20 protein-coding genes are annotated in these 22,336 nt (G+C 44.2%); 4 read left to right on the forward strand and 16 right to left on the reverse strand.

Translation table 11 applies throughout. The annotated features are described in order from the left end of the window. Nucleotides 1-56 precede the first annotated feature (56 nt). On the reverse strand, nt 57-2,156 hold the full coding sequence (locus FGL37_RS19610) for a heavy metal translocating P-type ATPase (RefSeq protein ID WP_028069500.1): 2,100 nt from the start codon (nt 2,154-2,156) through the stop codon (nt 57-59). A gap of 178 nt (nt 2,157-2,334) precedes the next feature. On the opposite strand from FGL37_RS19610, the gene FGL37_RS19615 reads away from it, so the two are divergent. Continuing rightward, nucleotides 2,335-3,183 (forward strand): mechanosensitive ion channel family protein, encoded by an 849-nt coding sequence (locus tag FGL37_RS19615; RefSeq protein ID WP_232048743.1) that lies wholly within the window; start codon nt 2,335-2,337, stop codon nt 3,181-3,183. On the opposite strand, the gene coaA is transcribed toward FGL37_RS19615, so the two are convergent. The 6 genes from coaA to lysS all read right to left on the reverse strand — a co-directional run bounded on the left by coaA (nt 3,180) and on the right by lysS (nt 9,324). Next, nucleotides 3,180-4,139: a type I pantothenate kinase gene (gene coaA / locus FGL37_RS19620; protein ID WP_037532931.1), complete on the reverse strand. Its 960-nt coding sequence runs from the start codon at nt 4,137-4,139 to the stop codon at nt 3,180-3,182. The genes FGL37_RS19615 and coaA overlap by 4 nt on opposite strands. Before the next feature lie 59 nt (nt 4,140-4,198). Beyond that, nucleotides 4,199-4,600 carry an OsmC family protein gene (locus FGL37_RS19625; protein ID WP_028069503.1) on the reverse strand — a complete coding sequence of 134 codons (402 nt, stop codon included), beginning with the start codon at nt 4,598-4,600 and terminating at the stop codon, nt 4,199-4,201. 24 nt (nt 4,601-4,624) lie between these two features. Further along, on the reverse strand, nt 4,625-5,005 hold the full coding sequence (locus FGL37_RS19630; protein WP_028069504.1) for a methylglyoxal synthase: 381 nt from the start codon (nt 5,003-5,005) through the stop codon (nt 4,625-4,627). Nucleotides 5,006-5,079: 74 nt separating this feature from the next. Then, complete coding sequence (locus FGL37_RS19635; protein WP_028069505.1) at nt 5,080-6,312, reverse strand: spore maturation protein; 1,233 nt, start codon at nt 6,310-6,312, stop codon at nt 5,080-5,082. A gap of 31 nt (nt 6,313-6,343) precedes the next feature. Then, a complete protein-coding gene (locus FGL37_RS19640; protein WP_028069506.1) occupies nt 6,344-7,399 on the reverse strand; it encodes a patatin-like phospholipase family protein in 1,056 nt (351 codons plus the stop codon). Between the two features lie 206 nt (nt 7,400-7,605). Then, nucleotides 7,606-9,324, reverse strand: coding sequence for a lysine--tRNA ligase (gene lysS / locus FGL37_RS19645; RefSeq protein WP_028069507.1), 1,719 nt, complete (start codon nt 9,322-9,324; stop codon nt 7,606-7,608). Between the two features lie 376 nt (nt 9,325-9,700). On the opposite strand from lysS, the gene FGL37_RS19650 reads away from it, so the two are divergent. Next, nucleotides 9,701-10,306: an RNA polymerase sigma factor gene (locus FGL37_RS19650; RefSeq protein ID WP_028069508.1), complete on the forward strand. Its 606-nt coding sequence runs from the start codon at nt 9,701-9,703 to the stop codon at nt 10,304-10,306. A 17-nt stretch (nt 10,307-10,323) separates the two neighbouring features. Further along, nucleotides 10,324-11,679 (forward strand): hypothetical protein, encoded by a 1,356-nt coding sequence (locus FGL37_RS19655; RefSeq protein WP_028069509.1) that lies wholly within the window; start codon nt 10,324-10,326, stop codon nt 11,677-11,679. A gap of 31 nt (nt 11,680-11,710) precedes the next feature. On the opposite strand, the gene FGL37_RS19660 is transcribed toward FGL37_RS19655, so the two are convergent. The 9 genes from FGL37_RS19660 to FGL37_RS19700 form a co-directional block, all read right to left on the reverse strand. Further along, nucleotides 11,711-12,322 (reverse strand): HAD family hydrolase, encoded by a 612-nt coding sequence (locus tag FGL37_RS19660; RefSeq protein WP_028069510.1) that lies wholly within the window; start codon nt 12,320-12,322, stop codon nt 11,711-11,713. Nucleotides 12,323-12,449: 127 nt separating this feature from the next. Further along, nucleotides 12,450-15,620: an efflux RND transporter permease subunit gene (locus FGL37_RS19665; protein ID WP_028069511.1), complete on the reverse strand. Its 3,171-nt coding sequence runs from the start codon at nt 15,618-15,620 to the stop codon at nt 12,450-12,452. A 36-nt stretch (nt 15,621-15,656) separates the two neighbouring features. Continuing rightward, complete coding sequence (locus tag FGL37_RS19670; RefSeq protein WP_028069512.1) at nt 15,657-16,814, reverse strand: efflux RND transporter periplasmic adaptor subunit; 1,158 nt, start codon at nt 16,812-16,814, stop codon at nt 15,657-15,659. 25 nt (nt 16,815-16,839) lie between these two features. Beyond that, a complete protein-coding gene (locus FGL37_RS19675) occupies nt 16,840-18,165 on the reverse strand; it encodes a TolC family protein (protein WP_028069513.1) in 1,326 nt (441 codons plus the stop codon). Between the two features lie 4 nt (nt 18,166-18,169). After that, nucleotides 18,170-18,760, reverse strand: a complete 591-nt coding sequence (locus FGL37_RS19680) for a TetR/AcrR family transcriptional regulator (protein ID WP_160169481.1) — start codon at nt 18,758-18,760, stop codon at nt 18,170-18,172. Between the two features lie 211 nt (nt 18,761-18,971). After that, on the reverse strand, nt 18,972-19,391 hold the full coding sequence (locus FGL37_RS19685; RefSeq protein ID WP_028069514.1) for a c-type cytochrome: 420 nt from the start codon (nt 19,389-19,391) through the stop codon (nt 18,972-18,974). A gap of 1 nt (nt 19,392) precedes the next feature. Next, nucleotides 19,393-20,040 carry an SCO family protein gene (locus tag FGL37_RS19690; protein WP_028069515.1) on the reverse strand — a complete coding sequence of 216 codons (648 nt, stop codon included), beginning with the start codon at nt 20,038-20,040 and terminating at the stop codon, nt 19,393-19,395. 2 nt (nt 20,041-20,042) lie between these two features. After that, entirely contained in the window at nt 20,043-20,459 is a 417-nt protein-coding gene (locus FGL37_RS19695; RefSeq protein ID WP_037532943.1) for a hypothetical protein, read from the reverse strand. Nucleotides 20,460-20,499: 40 nt separating this feature from the next. Continuing rightward, nucleotides 20,500-20,997, reverse strand: a complete 498-nt coding sequence (locus FGL37_RS19700) for a DUF4442 domain-containing protein (RefSeq protein ID WP_028069517.1) — start codon at nt 20,995-20,997, stop codon at nt 20,500-20,502. Between the two features lie 93 nt (nt 20,998-21,090). On the opposite strand from FGL37_RS19700, the gene FGL37_RS19705 reads away from it, so the two are divergent. Beyond that, a complete protein-coding gene (locus tag FGL37_RS19705; protein ID WP_028069518.1) occupies nt 21,091-22,326 on the forward strand; it encodes an MFS transporter in 1,236 nt (411 codons plus the stop codon). The last annotated feature ends 10 nt before the right edge of the window (nt 22,327-22,336 follow it).

Consider the following 22,336-nt stretch of genomic DNA (forward strand, 5'->3'; position numbering starts at 1 on the left):
ATACACAAAAAAGAGAATCTTTTATGGATTCTCCAGGTACTTATGCGGTCTTGTTTTTACTTCAGTTTTTTAAAACGGAGCCGGATGGAGTTGCCGATGACGATAAGGTTTGAAAAGGCCATACTCAGGGCGGCTAACATTGGTCCCAAATAGCCCGCTGCGGCCAGCGGTATAGCGACGATGTTGTAAGCAAAACCCCAGAACAGGTTTTGTTTGATTGTCAATAGTGTATGGCTTCCGATGCGTAGCAGCTTTTCTATGGACCGCAGATCATTGTTCAGAAGCACCACTTTAGCGGACTGTATCGCGACATGGGTGGCGTCACCAAGGGAGATTCCCACCGTTGCTGCTGTCAAAGCCGGAGCGTCATTGATGCCGTCGCCGACCATGGCTGTCGGTCCCAATTTTTTGATTCCGGATAGGACGTCAAGTTTTTCCGCTGGAGATTTTTCCCAATACACATCCGCGATACCCAGTTTCTGTGCGGTGCGCTCACATTTGCTTTTTCGGTCTCCGCTTAGCAGGATGGGACGTATACCGTTATCCTTCAAAAACTGTATTAATTCCTTCGCATAAGATTTGAGCTGATCTTCCAGCACGATGCCTGCGATGACAACGTCATTGATGGTTAATGTAAGATCGTACCGGTTGGAATAGTCTTTTTTACCGATTTTGGCATTGCAAATAGAATAGCTGTTGCCATTGGTGTCGGTTGCAAAAATGCCCTGGCCCTTGACTTCGTTGACTTCTTTAAAAATGATACGATAGGATTTCACCTCTTTTAACTGCTTGCGGATTGATCTGGCAATTGGGTGGTTGGAATAGCCCTCCAACTGTGCAATGATTGACTCCACCTGAGATTGTTCGATGCCAAACGTCTGAATGGCTTTGATGTTAAAATCACCGGTGGTGAGCGTCCCTGTCTTATCAAAGACCATTTGTTTGATATCAGACAGCTCTTCAACCGTACTGCCTCCTCTGATCAGAATACCCTGTCTGGCTGCGCGGCCCAATCCGACCATCACGGCAGTGGGAGTGGCCAAACCCATGGCGCAGGGACAGGATACCACCAGTGTCGCTATGGCGTTCATTAAGGACTGCTGCAGGGATAGCTGCGCGATAAAGTAAGCAATGAAAAAGGTAAAAAAGGAAATGGCTACTACAATAGGTACAAAGTACGCCGCCACTTTATCACCAAATTTCTGGATCGGGGGCTTTTTTTGCTGAGCATCCTTGATCAACTGAATAATCTGATAAAGAACGCTTTTCGTTCCGACGCTGGTGGCAACCATACGGATATTGCCTTCTGTTAGCATGGTCCCGCCGATCACGGCATCATATTTATCTATTTCTACGGGTAGGCTTTCCCCTGTGAGCATGGATTCATCCACCCAAGCATGTCCTTCTAAAATATCTCCATCGGCAGGAATCTGCTCGCCGGTATTCACCTTGAGTACGTCGCCGGACTTGATATCTCTGGCGCTGATTTCGGATTCGGTATCTCCTTCAATCTTTGTGGCGCTGACATCCTGATAACTGACCAGGTCTTCAATAGCGGAGCCCGTCTTTTTAACCGCCCTTTTTTCAAGCACATTGCCCATGAACACCAAGGTGATGATGGTGGCACAGGTCTCGTAAAATTGGTAGTCGTGCCCGAGTTGGTAATAAGTGCCAATCAGGCTATAAGCAAATGCAGCTGTGGAGCCCGTAAAAGTCAGAACATCCATATTGGGCATTTTATTCCATAAGGAACGCAGGGCGCTGCTTCCAAAGTAGATGCATCCCATCAGGTAAACCGGTGCACACAGCGCCAGCTGCACATAAGGTTCATGCAAAAAGGGAAGCCGGATAAACATGTGGCTCCATAAAGGGATCGTAAACAACAGACAGAGAATAAACTTAAGTTCTACCGATCTCCAGACACTCGGCCGCTTATCGTTGTCCCTCACGACTTTATAACCTAAAGATTCAATGCCCTTAACAAGCGCTGGAACTCGATCCGCAGGTATATCAGAAAATCGGACTTCATCTGAAGCAAAATTGACGTAAATGTCCTTTGCATCATTGTCTTCCAGATATTTATGAATTGAAATTGCACAATTTGTACAGTGCATTCCGGTTACGTTCAGTTCAGTTTGCACGTTGGATTCCTTCATTTAGTGGCATGTCATGTCTTTATGCAAAGATAGGTATTTCTAGATACTCCTTTTTACGTAAAAGTAAAATCGTGTCGCGATGAAAAGTTTTTTATTTTCTTTTTAACACGCAAAATCTTTCTTTGCCAGTAAGAAAACGATAATTTTGCTTTTATTTGCAAAGAGCTAAATGAAGAAGATGACTAAATCTATTTCCGTTTCTTTTGTTGTGAGGATTATTCTATGGATTGCGCTGACTGCTTCGTTTGTGCAGTTTGACGCTTTTTATCAGCAAAAAGAAACCATACGGAATATCGCCTATGGTCTCAATACTTTCCTCACTGCCAATGTACTGATTTCGATCGGTCATTTTATTTTGGTGAAGTTGTACAATAGCAGAAATGAACAGCAGGTCGTGCGCAGCAATTTTGTGCTTGGCGTGACCCGCGTTGCAACGGTAGTCAATGTCTTTTTTATCCTTGTCAGCCTGATGATTGCCGCTGGTATCAACCCGAAGGAGTTTATCACCAGCCTGACGATTGTGGCCATGGCCATTGCTGTTATTTTCAGGGAATATATCACGAATATGATCTCAGGGCTGATTATTATGTTTTCAGATCAGTTTGCCATCGGTGACCGGATTAAAATCGGAGAATATCAGGGGAAAATCGTGGATATAACACTCGCAAACCTCGTTGTCAGGGATGAAGATGATGACGCCGTCATGATTCCCAATAATTTGGTGTTTACGGCGACACTGGTCAATAAGACTTCCCAGAAATCCAATAAAATAGTCGTGAAATTTGAATTGCCCATTGACCGGGCGGTCGGCGTTGAAGAACTGGAACTTTACTTTAAGCCATTGTTTGGGCGCAATCCCAATCTAGACCATGCACAGGGATTTACGGTAAAAGTTGCGGATGTGGGCAAGGACTTTATTAAATATAAAGTGGAGGTGACGACGATCTCATCCAGCAATAAGATCCATCAGCAAGTGCAGAGCAGAATCTTGAATGAGGTGTTGCAATTTAAAAAGACCGTTGTTTAGATCTTCCTGACCTTCACGTTTTTGACAAAGTGGTGGCTACCTTTTTCGAGAATTAGATCTGCACGATAACGCGTGGGCAGAATGTTTTTGATCAGATTGGGTTTGTTGATCTCATTCCAGATGCTCACGGCCATGGCATGACTTTCCGTCGGTGTCATATCGGCATATTTGTGGAAGAAAGATTCAGGATTTTGGAACGCTGTGGCGCGCAGTGACTCAAATCGATTGGTATACCATTCAATAAGATTTTTTTCGCTGGCATGCACATAGATCGAATAGTCAAAGAAATCGGAGACGAAAACGCTATGTCCTTTACGTGGCCGCTGGGAGTTGACCTGTAAGACGTTGATGCCTTCAACGATAAGGATGTCAGGCTGTTCAATGATCTGTTGTTGGGTGTCGGGCAGTACATCGTAAACTAAGTGGCTGTATACGGGGACGGTAATTTTTGGCGCACCGGACTTTACTGCAGATAAAAAATGGATTAAACGTTTGGCATCGTAACTTTCGGGGAAACCTTTGCGGTTTAGTATGCCTTTTTCAATAAGCTGTTTATTGGGATAAAGGAAGCCGTCCGTAGTCACCAGGTCCACCTTTGGTTTGGATGGAAGCATGCTAAGTACACGCTGTAATACTCTTGCGGTCGTACTTTTTCCGACAGCAACCGAACCCGCGATACCAATGATATAAGGCAATCTGCTTTCTACTTTGCCAAAAAAACGGTTGGTTCGCTGGTGCAGGCTTTGAAAGCGGTCAATATGGATCTCGAGCAAATGGCTCAACGGAAAATATACTTCTTCGATCTCCTGATTGGTCAGCGGCTCGTTGAGTGCATGCAACTTTTCGAGGTCTTCCGGACTGAAGCTGTGCAGGACTTTTCCATTTAGATTTTTCCAGTCTTCCCGCTTTATTGATCTAAAAGGAGAGTCTATTGCTATTTGTGGATCCAATTGCATGGCTTTGTTTTTTTGTGCGGACAAATATAAATAGTGTCTTCGGTTATCCCAAGAAACAGCTACAAATGATTTGAACTTATTACAATAGGATTAGTTAATATTTTGTGTACTGGACAGCGGTCTGCAATCTTGAACAACCTTGTCTTCTGTTCCGTGTCGAGATCTCCTTTAAAGCTGATGTGGCATTTTATATAGGTCGTCTGCTGCTGCTCGCCGATTTGTACCTCATAGGTCAGTCGAACGATCACTTCTTCGAGCGGCCATTTTTTACGGTCGGCATACATTTTTACGGTGATCGCTTTACAGGTCCCCAAAGAAGACAGTAATAGCGGAGTCGGGTTTATTCCCTGATCCTCGCCACCAAGTTCTTCCGGCTCGTCAGCAATGATCTGATGCTTGCCATATTGTACGCTTGTGGTATAGGGCACTTGGCCGATGGTGACGACAACTTCGTTTTCCATTATTTCTGTTCAAATTACTTTTTGTTAATCAATTAGATCCTCCAGTAGTCCTTCAATGATCAAACTGCCCGTAGCGGGGTTGGTCGCCAATGGAACGTTATAGAGGTCACAGACACGCATGAGCATCTGGATATCCGGTTCATGTGCATGCTTTCCGAGCGGATCACGAAAAAAGATGATACCATCGACTTTACCTTCCGCAGCCAGTGCTGCAATCTGGGCATCACCGCCCATGGGACCACTCAGTTTCAGTTCAACTGGTAGTCCAGTCTTACGTACATACGAACCTGTCGTTCCTGTTGCAATTATATCGGCGTGTTCAAGGAGATCCTGATGGTCTTTGACAAAAGCCACCATTTCCGGCTTTTTACCGTCATGTGCAATAAGTGCAATTGTTTTTTTCATCTGTATCGTTTTTTATAAGTTTTACCGCTGTTGATATATGTTTAATCGTTGATAGCTCTATGCTGTATTTCAAGCTACTTAAAGAAAATATAGGAAATAATAATAGCAGCAACCACGCCGGCAAGTTCAGCCAGTAATGCGCAGGGCAGGGCATGCCGTGTGCGACGAATGCCGACCGAGCCAAAATAGACGGCCAGTACGTAAAATGTTGTTTCGGTGGATCCCTGAATAACGCAGGCTACGCGCGAGGCAAAATCCATTGGACCTTTGGCATTCATGAGGTCAACCATCAGCCCCCTTGCTCCCGAGCCACTAAGTGGTTTCATAAATGCAACGGGCAGCGCGTCTACAAACGAAGTATCCAGCCCACAGAATGCGATTGCCCTGGATATACCGGTAACCATGTAATCCATTGTGCCCGAGGCCCTGAACACAGCTATGCCGACGAGCATGGCAACAAGATAAGGAATGATTTTGACCGAAACGTCAAAGCCTTCTTTAGCGCCCTCGATGAAAGAATCGTAAACATTGACCTTTCGGAACAGTGCGAGGCCGATAAAGGAAGTAAACAAGCTGAACAAGATGACATTGCCAAAAACCTTACTGAATATTTCGATCTCAGACTGTTGTAAGCCTGAGAAGTAATATAACAAGCCCCCGATAAATAAGCACATACCACCCAAATAACCTAAGACGACCCTGTTAAACAAGTTAATTTTCTGATAAATTGCCACAAGGATCAATGCGACCAACGTGGAGAAGAATGTGGCAATAAGAATAGGGAGGAACACATCCGATGGATCTGGCGCGCCAGCTTCCTTCCGGTAGGCCATAATCGAGATCGGAAGCAGCGTCAGGCTGGATGCATTGAGAACTATAAACATTATCTGCGCATTGGTTGCCGTTTCCTTATCAGTGTTCAGCTCCTGAAGTTCCTTCATGGCCTTAAGTCCGAGCGGCGTCGCTGCATTGTCAAGACCGAGAGCATTTGCCGAAAAATTCATGAGGATCGAGCCGAGCGCCGGGTGATTTTTAGGTATTTCGGGAAAGAGTTTATGAAAAAAAGGGCCAACGATCTTGGCAAAGATGGCGATCGTACCACCTTTTTCGCCGATTTTCATGATTCCTAAAGCGAAGCTCATCATTCCGATCAGGCCCAAAGATATTTCGGCTCCGGTTTTAGCGCTGTCAAAGATCGAATTGACAATTTGTTGGAAGATCTCGGTATCACCAAAAAAGATCAGTTTGACAAGGGCAACGGCAAATGTAATTAGAAAAAATGCAACCCAGACGTAGTTTAATGCCATATAGATTTAAAATATGCGTAAAAGTAACTTTTTAGAACTTATCCATCAACTTACTCCATGGATTTTTCTTTTTGTTCTGATTCTTTTCTTTGAGCAGATGAGCCACAATATAGTCCAGTGTTCCCTCATGTTCACTGATCAGACGATCTGATAAGGAAATCAGCTTCTGTATGTTATTGGCAGAAGCTGCATCCAGTGAGGGGTTGATGCTCGAGAGATTTGCTGGTTCGAGACGTATGTAGTTTTGGCTTTTGCCGTTGCTATGAAACAGCTGCCGGATAAAATACTCTGTGCTCTCCGAAGAGGCGCTGGTCATGATGTCTACCAAGGCAGGGCCGATCTGGATGGCGAGCTTTTTCTTAAAATGTTCGTAATTATAAGCAGTCTTTGACATTCCCGTACCCAACGATACCATAAACATATCATTGATTTGGGTGCTATTAAATGCTTTAAGTACCTCCAGCAGTCCGCAGATAGATGGGTTTTGTGCGAAGACACCGCCGTCAATCAACGGATACCGGGTCTTCGAAACGGAATAGATCTCTGCCACCGGGAAAAAAGTCGGGGCCGCTGAGGTCGCTTTGCAGACATCCTTAAGATAGAAGTCACGGGCTTCACCATGTGTAATGGCTTTTTGCTGCCTAAAGAAATGATTTTTCCGTAACTCGATATTATAGGCGGTGATGATACAGGGCTTAATGAGCTGGCTAAGCCTTGCATTCTGAAAATACTTGTCAAGCACATTTGCCAGCGGAGCAGATGAATAAAGTTCGCTGACCAGGCCCAAGCTGCTGAGAAAATGCCGCCATTTGGACGCGTTGAAAATTTCTGTACCATGATTGACGAAGAGGTTTAGAGCATCCCGTGCAGAAAACTTAGGTTGGCTGGGGTTGTTTTCATCCGGGAAAAGGAGTATGCTCGTCAGAATTCCGCCGCTGCTTGTGCCGGCAATAAAATCAAAGTAGGAGGCAATGCGCGCATTGGGGTCCATGGTGCTCTTCTGCAATTTTTCTTCCAATGCCACAAGCACCATAGCCGGAATGATTCCTCGAATGCCACCACCATCCAGGGCAAGGATATTCTTCATATGCTAACAAAGTATTTATTCACGATACGTAAATATAGAAAATGTTTGGAATTTGCTCTTCCTTTATGGCCTCGCTGTTGTGTAATAAGTTTATCACTGGGGAGTAGGAAAGGGCTTAGCCGACGGGTTGGAGGAGATTGGGGGACACAGGGCCATAATAAAAAAGGCCGGACTTGTGGGGCCGACCTTCTTGTATAGGAGTGCTATTAATTAAACCAAGCAAACACATCATCTTTTGACGGCATCGCAACATCCAATTTCATTTTTTTGCGCATACCACCAAGGTCGTTGAACACTTTGTTCGGATTGGCTTCTTTGAGGGCTTCAATGGTCGTAAAACCCATTTTTTGTAATGCTGGTACCCACACGGCCGGAATTCCCTGTTCTTCATAATCCTTCACGTCAGCCACTTTTACTATTTTCTCGGGACGCATCTGCGGGAAAAATAAAACCTCTTGTATGGATGCATTGTTGGTCAAAAACATGATCAGGCGGTCCATGCCGATTCCAAGACCGGAGGTAGGCGGCATGCCGTACTCCAATGCGCGTAGAAAATCCTGGTCAATGAACATGGCTTCGTCATCGCCTTTTTCAGAAAGACGAAGCTGATCCTCAAAGCGTTCACGCTGATCAATCGGATCGTTCAGTTCCGAATAGGCGTTCGCAATCTCTTTACCGCACACCATCAGCTCAAAACGTTCGGTGAGCGCTGGATTATCGCGGTGTTTTTTGGTCAATGGTGACATTTCTTTCGGGTAATCCGTTATGAATGTTGGCTGGATGTAGTTTCCTTCACATTTTGCCCCAAAGATCTCATCGATGAGCTTACCTTTACCCATGGTATCATCGACATCGATACCCATTTCTTTGGCTGCGATACGAATTTCTTCTTCGGATTTGCCGGTGATATCGAATCCCGTAAACTCTTTAATGGAGTCTGTCATGGAAATCCGTTTATAAGGTGCTTTGAAATCAATTTTATGCTCGCCAAAGGTAGCTTCAGTGGTACCGTTTACGGCCAGGGCGCAGTGCTCCAGGAGCCGTTCGGTAAAGTCCATCATCCAATTGTAGTCCTTGTAGGCGACATAGATTTCCATCGCCGTAAACTCTGGATTATGTGTACGGTCCATCCCTTCGTTGCGGAAGTTTTTCGAAAACTCGTATACACCGTCAAAACCGCCGACAATCAGTCTCTTTAGATACAGCTCGTTGGCAATACGGAGGTACAAAGGAATGTCCAGTGCATTGTGGTGTGTAATAAACGGACGCGCCGCCGCACCACCAGGAATGGATTGAAGTACTGGAGTTTCGACCTCCATGTAGCCTGCATCATTAAAGAACTGACGCATGGCGTTGAAAAGCTTGGTACGTTTTACAAAAATATCTTTGTTGGCTGGATTAACGATCAAGTCGACGTAACGCATTCTATAGCGCTGTTCGGGATCGGTAAAAGCATCAAAGGTTTTGCCCTCTGCTGATTTAACGACCGGTAAAGGTCGCAATGATTTGGATAATACGGTGAGCTCCTCCACGTGCACAGCAATGGCTTCCGTTTGTGTCGTAAAGACATAACCTCTGATACCGACGATATCGCCTATGTCCAAAAGTTTCTTAAAAACCACATTGTACAGATCTTTATTTTCTCCCGGACATATATCATCACGTTTGATATACGCCTGGATACGTCCCGTAGCATCCTGAATTTCAAAAAAGGAAGCACTGCCCATGACACGGCGGCTCATGATACGCCCAGCTAGGGTAATGTTTTTATAATTCAGCTTATCTCTATCGTAGTTTTTTAATATATCAGCCGCATGTGCATTAACGACAAATTCATTTGCTGGAAAAGGATCGATTCCCATATCCAGCAGGGATTGCATCGCCTGTCTTCTAAGTTGTTCCTGTTCGGATAATACAGTACTCATTCCGTATGAATAATATTTAAAATGTGAAAATCATGCAAAAATAGCCATTTTTTTCAATTCTTTTTATTGAATTTTTTGAAAGTCCGTGAAACGCCCAGGCAGCTGCGCGGCACGCCTTAATTGATCTTCGGAATCCAAGGAGCGGCATCCTTGTACCTGCGCATAATGTCGCGATGACGAAGTCGCGTTTTTGACCGGCGGTGAGTTCCCTAAAGTGGCGAAGATTTTTTATTAGGGCTGTAGCGAATTACCCGCCTTGATCGTTAAAGACTAGAAAATAGTTAAATAGTGAAATTACGCGGGGACATTCGACTATTTGATTTTAAGTTTTATAATTTTATTTTCGTTATTTGAACTTAATATTTAAATAGTTTAAGTGGGAATTATTCAGTCATATTTTTATAACAAGAAGCTATCATCTTTACATGATGCCTTAGAGCGTTGTCTTCGTAATCGTGAGGACGGCAAAGCTTTTGTCTATAAAAAATATTATGGCTACCTCATGGCGATTATCATCCGTTATGTTAAGCAGGATGTCGATGCGGAGGAACTGGTCAATGAGAGTTTTGTCCGGATTTTCAGAAAATTGGAATCTTTTAATATGGATATCGATGCGGAAAACCTCGATAAATCGTTTCGCGCATGGATCGGACGTATTGCTGCGAATATCTCCATTGATTTCCTGCGGGGCAAAAAACAATTTTACTCGGTGGACGATCTGGCGGAGGGCGATATATATACACCTGCTGTTCAGCTCGACAGCCGTCTGGAGGTCAATGAGATTTTACGTCTGTTGGACCAGCTTCCAGAAATCCAGAAAACTATTTTTAATCTCTATGAAATTGAAGGGTATTCGCATGACGAAATCGCCCAGATGCTCAATATACCAGATAGCACCTCGCGTACTTATTTGACAAGGGCAAAACAGAAGCTTAGAAAATTATACCTGGATTATACTGGTGTGGTTCAGGAAATAAGATAAAATAGTGTTGTTACAAAATGGAAGGCAATAAGAAAAAGGAATTGATAGAAGAGATCGTTGGGCAATTGAGAAACCACGAGCTTCCTTATAAAGAAGGTGCATGGGAGAAATTTGCTTCAAATTATGGGGTTGAATCACCGCCTTCGTCCGGCTGGAAATACTGGAGTGCTGCGGCGGCGGTGCTCTTGTGTTTTGGTGTGGGGTATTGGGGCCTGCAACATAATTCCGCGGTAGTAAGTCCATCGCCAACAGTTTTAACAACCGTACCAGAAAATAAGGAGGTCCTGTCTGACAGCCGGGATCTAAAAGAATCTCTTAAACGTTCCTTGTCGGAGGCGACCAAGGAGCCGGGCCTAGGCGCACCAGAGCTGATGTCCCACCGACCTTACACATATTCTAAAATAGATGAAGGACGTATCGCACCGTCAGGGAGACAGCAACTGTCTTTATTTGGAGGTAATGGCTATGAAGGGCTGCCAGTCGTCGGTAAAGACAACTTGGCGGGGGTTAGTAGGCCACAGTCTATGCAGCAGAAGACGACCACACCATTGGCATCGATCCATATCGAGGACAATCATGTTGCAGAATCTGTTACCGCTGTCGCAGATCCACGTACAGTGGAACAACTTCGTTCCAGTGGCACCTCATCTTTTTCACAGACCCAGCGTGAAGCAGCACGGCTGTCGGAGTTATACGCTATGCAGCAGGGTAGAAGCAGCGTGGTCGTACAGCAAGATCATGGGGATAAAAAATGGGAGATGGGTGCTTTTGTCTCACCGGCTTCCACTTCTAAAAGCATAACCCTCGGTGGTGGAGTCGCCTTGGCTTACAACGTGTCAACTAAGGTCAGTATCCGCTCAGGAGCGTCTATTCAGCATTATGGAGCCGTGTCCGGCAATTCACCTATCACGCCGGCTCTTGCTTCCAATTCTTTTGTTGCAGATGCCCCCAATTATATTTCTCAGACGGGGCTCAACAATTCTCCGGTAATGCGTACAGCAGATGCGAAAGAAGCAAAAAGCAATGAGCGGGTTTCAGGAAAGATTCTGACTGTGGATATTCCTGTTGACGTCCGGTATTCGATCAATAAAAACTTCTATACTTCTGTAGGGGTATCCTATGTGGGGATCCTGGATCAGGAACGTGCGACAATCTATGAAACCAATAATACAGAATATAGACAAAAATCCACAGAAAAAAATGTGGATGACCAAGGTGTCAACGGCTTTATCAATTTATCGGTGGGGCGCAAACAGCGGGTCGGCAAGCTGTCCATTTCTGTCGAGCCATATTACAAGATACCTGTTGGTGGACTGAGGTCCTCCGATTTAAATTATACCAATGGCGGTGTGAAGATTATCACCAGCTTTTAAAATAAAAAAGCCCCGCAAGAGGCTTTTATTGTTAGAGTTCATCAACACGGACCCAGCCCATGCCTGCAGCTTTCGCGCCCTCGACGCCCGGTGATCCATCTTCATATACAAGACATCGTTCAGGCGCAATATTCAGTTGAGAGGCGGCCAACAGGAAAGGCTGGGGCGAAGGTTTTCCCTCGGGTGTATCTCCGGCGCATACCAAGGTTTCCAGATCGTCCCATACCCCTATAGTAGACAAGGTCATAGACAAGGTTGTTCTGGTACCACCAGATACTGCCCCGATAAGTTTTCTTCCTTTCTGATATTTTAGATGCTCCACTACGTAATCAACAGGTTTGGTCTTAAACACATATTCATCGCGAAATATTGTGGATTTGAGCGTTGAAAATTCCTCATAGTCAAAGGGTACGCCGTAGCGTTTGCTGATTTCCTCTGCGACGGCGACGGTAGGCCACCCCGCAGTTTCGTCGATAATGGTCACATCAAGCTGGACGCCATAGTGCTCGGCAGCTGCTTTATAGGCCTGTTTATGGGCATCCATATTATCAGCCAATGTACCATCGACATCAAATAGCAGGGCATCATAAGATTCGGCCAGTAGATTCAGGACTTCAAATTTACGTTGTGATTCAGGTGACATATCATTATTAGTGAGCTGCAAAAATAAACATTATAATTGGAAGCACAAAAAGCAGAACGCCTTTCCGGATTCTGGGAAAGGCGTTCTGCTAAAGATTACCTGGTATTAGCAATCCGTTATCAGGCTCTTAGTGAGCGCTCAGGTTTTTCGCTTTTTCTTCGTCAAAATTAGCTTCCAGTTCGGCTAATTTTTTCTTTCCATAAGCCATTCTGGTAATGACAACGAATAAAACCGGCACGATAAAGATCGCCAGGAGTGTTGCCGCTGTCATACCGCCGAATACCGTCCAGCCAATCGTCTGACGGGAAATCGCCCCTGCGCCATGAGACAGCATCAATGGGATGATACCCAATATAAAGGCGAAAGAAGTCATGATAATGGGGCGTAAACGCAATTTTACGGCATCCAATGTCGCCTCGTAGAGGTTCATTCCGATATCGACCCGCTCTTTCGCAAATTCGACAATCAGGATCGCATTTTTAGCAGCGAGACCGATGATGGTGACCAGACCGATCTGCGCATAAATATTGTTGTCGAGTGATGGGATCAACGTAAGCGTCAAAATTGCTCCAAACACACCTAGCGGTACGGATAGGAGGATGGAGAATGGTACTGACCAGCTCTCGTATAGGGCTGCCAATAACAGGAACACGAATAGGATACATAGCGCGAAGATCTGGATAGTTTTTGATCCGGACTGCATCTCCTGTAAAGAAAGACCGGAGAACTGGTAATCAAAACCTTCAGGCAACGTCTGTGCGGCTACTTCCTGCAAAGCTTTTAGTGCATCACCCGAAGAATAACCCGGAGCGGAGCTACCGTTGATCTCAATACTTCTAAAGATATTGTAGTGGTTGATGATCGACGGCATGGTGGTCAGCTCATATTTCACCAAGGTACCCATCGGTACTGGATTGCCCATGGTATTGTTGACATACAATTTATTAATGTCTTCAATATTCATGCGGTAAGGGATATCGGCTTGAGTAACGACACGGTAACTACGACCGTACTTTGTAAAGTCGTTTACATAACTACTTCCCAGATACGAAGAGATTGTCGAATATATACTTGAAATTGGCACACCCATTCGTTTCGCCTGTTCACGGTTTACTTCCAATTTGTAGTTAGGCGAGTTGGTGTTAAACATCGTATAGGCCATGCCAATTTCAGGACGTTGATTGGCCGCCATCAGGAATTTACCAACCGTAGCTTCGAAATCCTTGATATTGACGGTCTGCAAATCCTGTACCTGTAAAGAGAAACCTCCTGACGTACCTAAACCAGGGATTGCAGGCGGAGTTACAGCCAGTACTCTAGCTTTGGTGTAGCCCATGTATTTCCCCATAATCATACCAGCAATATCACTCGCTGTACGAGTACGTTGTTCCCAAGGTTTTAAAGATACGAACACTGTTGCACCATTGGATTTAAACGCGCGGTTCAGGATGTTAATACCCGATATCGCCGTCACATACTTAATTTCAGGAAAAGTCTTATGTAGGTCGGCTTCAATTTCTTTAAGTACTTCATTGGTACGTGCTGAAGAAGAGCCCTCTGGCAGCGTAATACCTGCAAAAAATGCCCCACCATCCTCGGAAGGTATAAATCCTGTTGGCTTGGTCGTAAACATCCAGCCTGTACCAATAAAAATACATAAAAGGATAATCAATACAAGAGGTGCTTTTTTTATGGATTGTTTTACACCTCTTGAATATTTGACTGTTACTTTTTCAAACCATACGTTGAATTTGTAGAAGAACTTATTCAATCCTTTTGCGCCCTCATGGACAGTTGTTGGTTTCAGTAAAATCGAACATAAAGCGGGTGTCAACGAAAGGGCAATAAATGCCGAGAGCATAACCGATACCGCAATGGTGATCGCAAATTGTTGATACAGTTTACCCACCATCCCCGGAATAAATCCTACCGGTACGAATACTGCTGCCAAGATTAAGGCAATAGCGATAACCGGTGCCGTGATATCGCCCATCGCGCGGCGGGTTGCTTCTTTGGCATCTAGCTTGTAATGGTCGATATAATGTTGCACAGCTTCCACCACAACGATCGCATCATCCACCACGATACCAATGGCCAGTACAAAGGCAAGCATGGTCAAGTTATTGACCGAGAAGCCAAATATCAAGAAGAAGATAAATGTACCGATAATGGACACCGGAATGGCCAGGACTGGAATCAATGTGGCTCTCCAGCTTTGTAAGAAGAAGAACACCACGACAGTCACCAGAATCAAGGCTTCTACCAGTGTGTGGATAACCGAAGAAATGGATGCGTTTACTACCGAAACTGTTTCGTAACTGATCGTATAATCCACGTCAGTTGGAAAAGATTTCTTTAACTTTTCCAAAGCTGCAACGATACCTTCCGCGGATTCTACTGCATTTCCTCCTGGCGTCTGGTTAATCATCATCGCAGATGAGGTCATGCCATTTACGGTAGATGACGTACCATAATTGAATTGACCTAATTCGACACGAGCAACATCTTTTAAGAGTACGATAGATCCATCTTTATTGGTTTTGACGACGATATTTTCAAAGTCTTCGGGATTGGATAAGTCACTGTCTGTAATGACTGGATACTCAAATACTGTCGAAGACTCTTGTGGACGTCCACCAACACTACCGCCAGGTATTCGGGAATTTTGTTCCGCAATTGCTGTCGATACATCAGCGGGAGTCATGCTTAGATTGGCTAATTTGTTCGCATCTAGCCAAACGCGCATTGAAAATGGTTGCCCAAAAGCGGTTACATCACCGACGCCTTTAACACGTAATAGCGCATCTTTAACGTATAAGTTGTTGTAATTTGCTAAGAAATTTTCGGATCTTGTCCCTTTTGGTGAAGTTAAAGCAACCAACATCAATATATCGTTATTGGCCTTACGGGTAGTGATACCCAGGCGTCTTACTGCTTCGGGAAGTGCCGGTTCGGCAATACCCACCCGGTTTTGCACATCCAGGGTCGCGATGTCAATGTCAGTACCTACTTCAAATGTAACAGTAATGGTTGCCTGACCATTTGAAGTACTGTTTGACGACATATATATCATGCCGGGCGTACCATTGATCTGGCTTTCGATCAGCGTCGTTACCGTCTGCTCAACCGTCTGTGCATCTGCTCCAGTGTAGTTGGCTGTTACCGTTACTGTTGGAGGCGCAATAGAGGGGTACTGGCTAATAGGTAAGGTAGATACGGCAATCACCCCGATAATGGAAATCAATATCGAAATTACGATTGCGGTAACTGGCCTCTTTATAAATACTTCTGAAATCATGCTATATCTTTTAGATTCTCTTTAAAATTTATGCTGTTATTTTCCTTGTGGAGCACCTTTTGCAGCTTGTTGGGCAGCGACGGTGGCATCGACAACTTTAACACCATTCTGGACATTCATGGCGCCATCGACGATGATTTTCTCTCCATCTTTAACACCTTCTTTGATCACAATTTTATCGCCAGCTTTAATACCTAGTTTTACTTGGCGGATCTCGGCTTTGCTGCTATCGTTAACGGTGTACAGGTTAAATACACCCAGCTGTTCGAAAATCGCTTTATACGGGACCACCACTTCTTCTGTGGCTGACGTAGAAGATACGTTCATGGTGATGTTCATGCCAGCTCTTAACACGTTGGCATTGTTCGGGAAAGTTGCTCTTACTTTGATTGTTCCTGTCGCTGGATCCACAGCACGATCGATCGTGGTAATAGAGCCTTTACCCTCATAGTTGCTGCCGTCGGGCAGGAGGAGGGAAAGATCCGATGACGAACGGCTGTTTTGCAGTTGCACAAACTTATTGATGTCTTTTTCATTGACCTGAAATTCCACCGCAATCGGGCTGGTCGACGATAACGTATTCAGTAAGGTAGTACCCGGATTGACCAAAGCGCCTAGGCGAACCTGCGATATCCCTACTGTTCCGGCAAATGGCGCCCGGATCGTAGAACGAGACAGGTTGGTGTTGGCTGTTACCAATGCGGCACGTGCAGATTCCACCTGTGCTTGCGAAGCGGCCACATTAGACACGGCATTGTCATAGACTTGTTTTGCGATCGCATCTTTGTCCGCAAGTGCCTGATATCTGGCAAGGTCTCTTTTTTGACGGTCAAGTTCGGTTTGTGCGACTTGAAGGCTTGCTTTAGCTTGCTGTACTGCTGCACTATAGCGTGTGCCGTCAATTTCATAAAGTGCCTGCCCTTTAGAGACGACCGCACCGTCTGATACATATATTTTGGTGATATAACCGCTTACTTCAGCAAATAAGTCTGCTTCGTTCAACGGTTTGACTGTCGCAGGGTAACTCACCGTTCCCGTCACAATCTCATGTGATGCTACGCCGAAGGTAACCGGAACGACCTTCTCAGCAGGTGCCTGTGCTGCACCTTGCTTGTTTGCATCTTTATTTCCGCAAGAGGTCCATACTAAAGCCGTCCCAAGGAAGAAAGCGAATAATAATTGTCTTTTATTCATGATTGTATTAGTTTCCGTTAGTTGATTAATTTGTCTGAATTGCGCCGACTGCTTTTTGAACATCCAATTTGCTCGCCAAGAGGGAATACAATGCATTTAGATAGTTTAATTGAGTTGTCTTAAGATCCGTTTCTGCTGTCATAAGTTCAAGGTAGGTTTTGATTCCCTCGTCGTATTGTAATTTGATCGTCTCATACACTTCCTTTGACAGGTCCACATTCTCTTTCGCCGTTTTCCAATCACTCAAATTAGCGTTATACGTGGCTTTCGCTAAGGAATATTCTGTATTTACCGCAGTTTCCAGATTTTTGATATCCCAGTCGATGCGTTCTTCCAGCAATCGGGACTGACTGATCTGATGCTTCCGTTTAAATCCCTGAAAAATGGGAAGCGAAAGATTTAAACCAGCTACTGAACTCGGGATATTGTCGTTATACAATTTGCCGAAGCTATTGTTTCTATAGTTGAACGCATAATTGTAGAACACGCTGACATTTGGAAGATAAGTCCATTTATAATATTGCGTGTTAAGCTCCTGGATTTTCTTAGAAGTCTGCAATTGTTGAAATTCAATACGGTTTGTAACGTTGACACCTGCAGTGGTATCCAATAGTATCTGACTTTCCATATTGGCATTATTGAATGACAACGTCAGGTTCTGCGTCTTGTCCAGCGCGAGGAGCTGTTTGAGATAGTCGTACTTATATTTACGTAGTTCAACCGTACGTTTTTCATCTGCCCTGGCGTTTGCCAAAGCAATCTGCGCACGTTTGTAGTCCGTTTTGTCTACAACACCAACTTCATAGCGCGCATGAGCGTCATTGTATTGTTTTTGAAGACGTGCAATATTTTCCTGAACGATCTTGATTTGCTCTTCTGAGGTCAAGATATCATAATAGGCTTTGCTGACGTCAACAACAGCGTCAATTTTTTGGCTTTCTGTGTTCTGCTTATTGCCCAGTCGAATCAGTTCAGCGGCTTTCTTGGCCTGCATTAAGGCTGGATTTAAAAGTTGCTGGTCTGCCTGTAAGGTTAACGCACTGCTATTTTTGGTTCCCATGGGAATGTTGGCCCCATTAAAAAACATGGTTGGCAGTTTTACGTTATGATTAAAGTTGCCGGTTAAGCCGATCTGAGGATACCAGCCGGAAAGCGAAATATCGATATCCTTTTCGCCGATTGATTCATCAAGTTGTGCCTGTCTGATCGAAATCTTATTTCGCAGCGCGTAATCTATCAGCTGCTGAAGGGTCGCATTTGGCGGCAAGCTTTCAGACTGCTGTTGAGCAAATCCTGTATTATTCAGCAGCGACAAGGTCACTAAGGAATATACGATTTTATTGAACTTCATATATCTAATTAATTATTTTATTTCTATTAACAGCGCCATCCCAGATTATTTCCATCAGTTCCTCCATATTTTGCTCGGAAAATTGAAGGTCTTTAAATTTGATGCTATGCACTGTCGACAACGCTACACCAATATAACTGGCTACCAGAAGGTGTACATTTACCTGTTTCAAAATTTTTCGATCAATACCTTCCTGCAGAAAGTCCACTACCTTATTCTGGCCACCTACAGGTTCCTGTATTTCTGCCTTGTTCTTTTCGTAGTAGGGCGAAGAGAAAAACTGCTCAAAAAAACTGAATATCGGCCCGTTTTCCAGATAAAATTGAACGAAATTGCGCCACACATGAAAAAAAGACGCTTTATAATCAAAATCATCTTTGATCCCGTCAAAAATATAATCGTTCAATAAAGAACGGCAATGTTTAAACAGCGCGAAAATCAGGTCATCTTTGGAGGGGAAATAATGGTAAATCGTTCCTATCGCAACATCAGATTCCTGAGCAATTTTACTCATCGGCGTCCCGTGGAAGCCATTGGTGTGTATCAGTTTAAGTGTGGCAGCAAAAACAGCTGCAATTTTTTCATTTGAATTCATCAATCGAACGTTCATTCGGTTGCAAAATTAGCGATTAAATTGGTGTCAAAATGTCAAATTATTGTTATAAATCAATAAATCCTAAAAGCCACTCCAAGCCAACAATACAATAAGGAAAAAAGGTTCAAATTGTTTTGCCATCCACGACTATTTTTTCAAAAATTGATAGGCCTCCCATAAAAAAAGGAACTTTGTTAAAAAGTTCCTTTTTTTATTGACAATTTTTCAATTGCTTTTCCACCTCTTCAACAGGATAAATTTCCTTTCCCTTATTGATCTTGGTATTGATGTAGGTGAGTACGTAAGCGATGTCTACGTTGGAAAGATTTGAAGCGGGCATGCTGTTATTAAATTTCTTCCCTGCCACTTCCAATTCTCCGCTGGTGCCATTTTTGATGATACAGGGCAGCTTCTGACGGTTTGCCGACAGGAAGTTGCTGTCAGTGAGGGGCGGGTAGAGGGTGCCGAGACCTTCGCCGCTTTCGCCATGACAATTTTGGCAATGTGCCACATATACTTTTTGGCCATTCACCGCATATTGGGCAGTTTTGATATCAACCTCGTTTTGGCAGCCGACGAACATAAGCAGCAGGAAACCAATAGTGCAGCAGGTCGTTACAAGTGTACGCATGTTATTTTTTGCTTTCGTTCAGTAGCTTGGGCAGATCGTTCAGTAACTTTTGCACCTGTTCATCATTGGTGCCGTCATAGGCCCCACGGATGCGTTTATCTTTATCTACCAATACCAGATAGCCTTGATGATCATACCCGCCAGGAGCGTTTTTGTCCTCGGCTGTATACACCAAATAGTCATTGGCAATGCCGTATATGGATGCTTTGGTGCCCGAAACGAATTGCCAATGGTCATTGCTCACGCCAAGTTTATTGGCGTAATCTTTCAGGACATGAGGCTGGTCATACTTAAAATCTATGCTGTGTGAAAGAAAGCGTACGGCATCGTTGTCTTTATATTGTTCATAGATTTTCAGCAGATTACGGTTCATCGTCGGGCAGATACTTGGGCAATGCGTGAAAAAGAAATTGGCGATATATACCTTATTTTCAAAGTTTTTCTCGGAGATCATCACACTGTCCTGATTTAAAAAGCTGAAGGCAGGTATGGTATGATAAATGGTGTCTACTACTTTTTTGCCATCAACGGTTTTTTCGACGGCTTCACGTTCGCCGTAGATCGGTAAACTAGTCTGATTGTTGTTTTTGCATGAAAAGAAACCCAACAATAGACTTGCAGCGCAACAAAAGTTAAAAATGGATTTCATCGTTAAAAGTTCTTTAATTTTTCCTGGCTTTCTTTAGCAACATTGTCAAATATCTTCTTCATGTCGGTTACCTTTTGCAGTTCAACTTCAAAATATTTGGTATCTGTCGTATCAGGATTGTAGCCCTTCATCCAATCCATCATATGATCAGTTGCACTCTCCAGATTAGCTTTCAGTATACTGAGCTCTTTTCGGGCGTCAGCCGTATCCAGCCCCGCGTTCGCTGCTTTAATGGACTTTAAATTGTTCAGGATGGAATCTATTTTGATGGCGTCACGGTCAAAGTGAGCAATCTGAGGCATGATCTCATCGTGGATTTTGATCGTTGAATCTTGCAGGGCTTTGACTTTGTTGGTACCCGCGTTTTCACATGCCGCTATTGCCAGGGACGCGATAGCCATGAAAGCGATTTTCTTCATGTTTCTATTTATTTGGTGATTGGACAAAGATATCAATTTCTTATTGTCCTGCCTCCCGATTTCTTGGTGGGAATGTAAAATTCAGGTCACGAATATAAGTCTCACAACGTACGACTGCGCATAATTCATCATAACGATCCTTTATCTCCAGACTGAAATTTTTGACGATCTTCCCTCTGCTACGAATCGCCTCGGTGCATTCGGACAAGAGCTGATCCGGAAGTTCCACCTTATAGCTCAAACTGGTTTTTCCGGGCTTTTTAAATTCAATCGTTGAAGATTTGAGCCAGGCGACGGTCTTTTTAAATCCGGTCATTTGGAGATATTGATCGAGCAAGATCGGAAATATCGGGTCGGCAGCAGCAAATATGGTTCCACCAAAGAGAGTTTTGTTGGTGTTGATGTTAAATAATGTTTTATAAATTTTTACTTCTGCGCCTTTAAATCCCGGACTGATTTTTTTGACCCAGATGCCCTGAAAAAGAAAGGGCGGATAGACGCGTAATAGCCATGTAAGTGCAAGGGGACTGTATCTCATGATACAAAAGTAACAGAATGTAGGCGATTATTCCCTGAAATCTTGGTTTTCTTGTTGCACTATGGTATTTTTACGGGATCAAAAGAACCTAAAATGTCAACACAGAGAGACGAACAGACGACAAGCAAAAAAGTGTGGTTATTGGTTACCATCGCTTCATTGGGCTATTTTGTCGATATCTATGATCTTATTATTTTTTCGATTGTGCGGATACAGTCGTTTACGGATATTGGAGTGCCGGCTGAGGAGATGCGGGTCAAAGGTGAGTTTGTGCTCAATATGCAGATGGGTGGACTGTTATTAGGCGGGATTATATGGGGGATAATCGGCGATAAGTTTGGTCGCCTGAGAGTGCTGTTTGGTTCTATTCTGATGTATTCGCTTGCCAATATCGCGAATGGTTTTGTACATGATGTGCTGATGTATGGGATGATCCGATTTATTGCCGGAATAGGACTGGCTGGAGAATTGGGCGCAGGAATTACGTTGGTTTCAGAAAGTATGCATAAATCCAAACGGGGCTACGGTACCATGCTTGTTGCGAGTGTCGGTGTGTTGGGGGCTATTTTGGCCTACTTTGTTTCCGAAGTGTACAATTGGCGTACAGCATATTTCGTCGGCGGCGGCATGGGGCTATTACTGCTCTTGCTGCGTGTGGGTTCATTTGAATCCGGTTTGTTTAAGGAGCAAGCCGACAAGGTGGTTGTCAGGGGCGATTTCCGAATGCTTTTTACCGACAGAAACCGTTTGAAGCGCTATATGAATTGCCTATGTATTGGGCTTCCCATCTGGTTTGTGGTAGGCGTACTGGTTACGCAGGCCCCTGAAATCGGAAAAGCACTGGGTGCGGCAGAGACGCTGAGCGCTGGCAAGGGGGTAATGTTTGCCTATATTGGCATTTCGATCGGGGATGTACTCGCGGGTGTTTTTGCGCAGGTATTAAAATCCCGCAAAAAAGTTGTTTTCATCTGTCAGCTGATTATTATTGGCAGTTCGTTATGGTATCTTTTCAGTAACGGTATTTCGGCAAATAAATTTCTGATGCTGGCTTTTGTGATGGGACTGGGAGTGGGATATTGGGCTACCTTCGTCACGATTTCAGCAGAACAATTTGGTACCAATCTACGGGCGACTGTGGCGACGACAGCGCCCAATTTTGTCAGGGGGGCATTGATCCCCTCGACCATGTTGTACGGACTTTTGGTCAATTCTTTTGGTATCGTACCTGCAGCAATAGCCATGGTATTGTTGCTTTCCGGTATTGCCATTTATTCTTTGACACAGCTGGAAGAGAGCTTTGACAAAGACCTGAATTATTTGGAACATTAATCCCCAGCCG

Source organism: Sphingobacterium thalpophilum, from assembly GCF_901482695.1.
Taxonomy (GTDB): domain Bacteria; phylum Bacteroidota; class Bacteroidia; order Sphingobacteriales; family Sphingobacteriaceae; genus Sphingobacterium; species Sphingobacterium thalpophilum.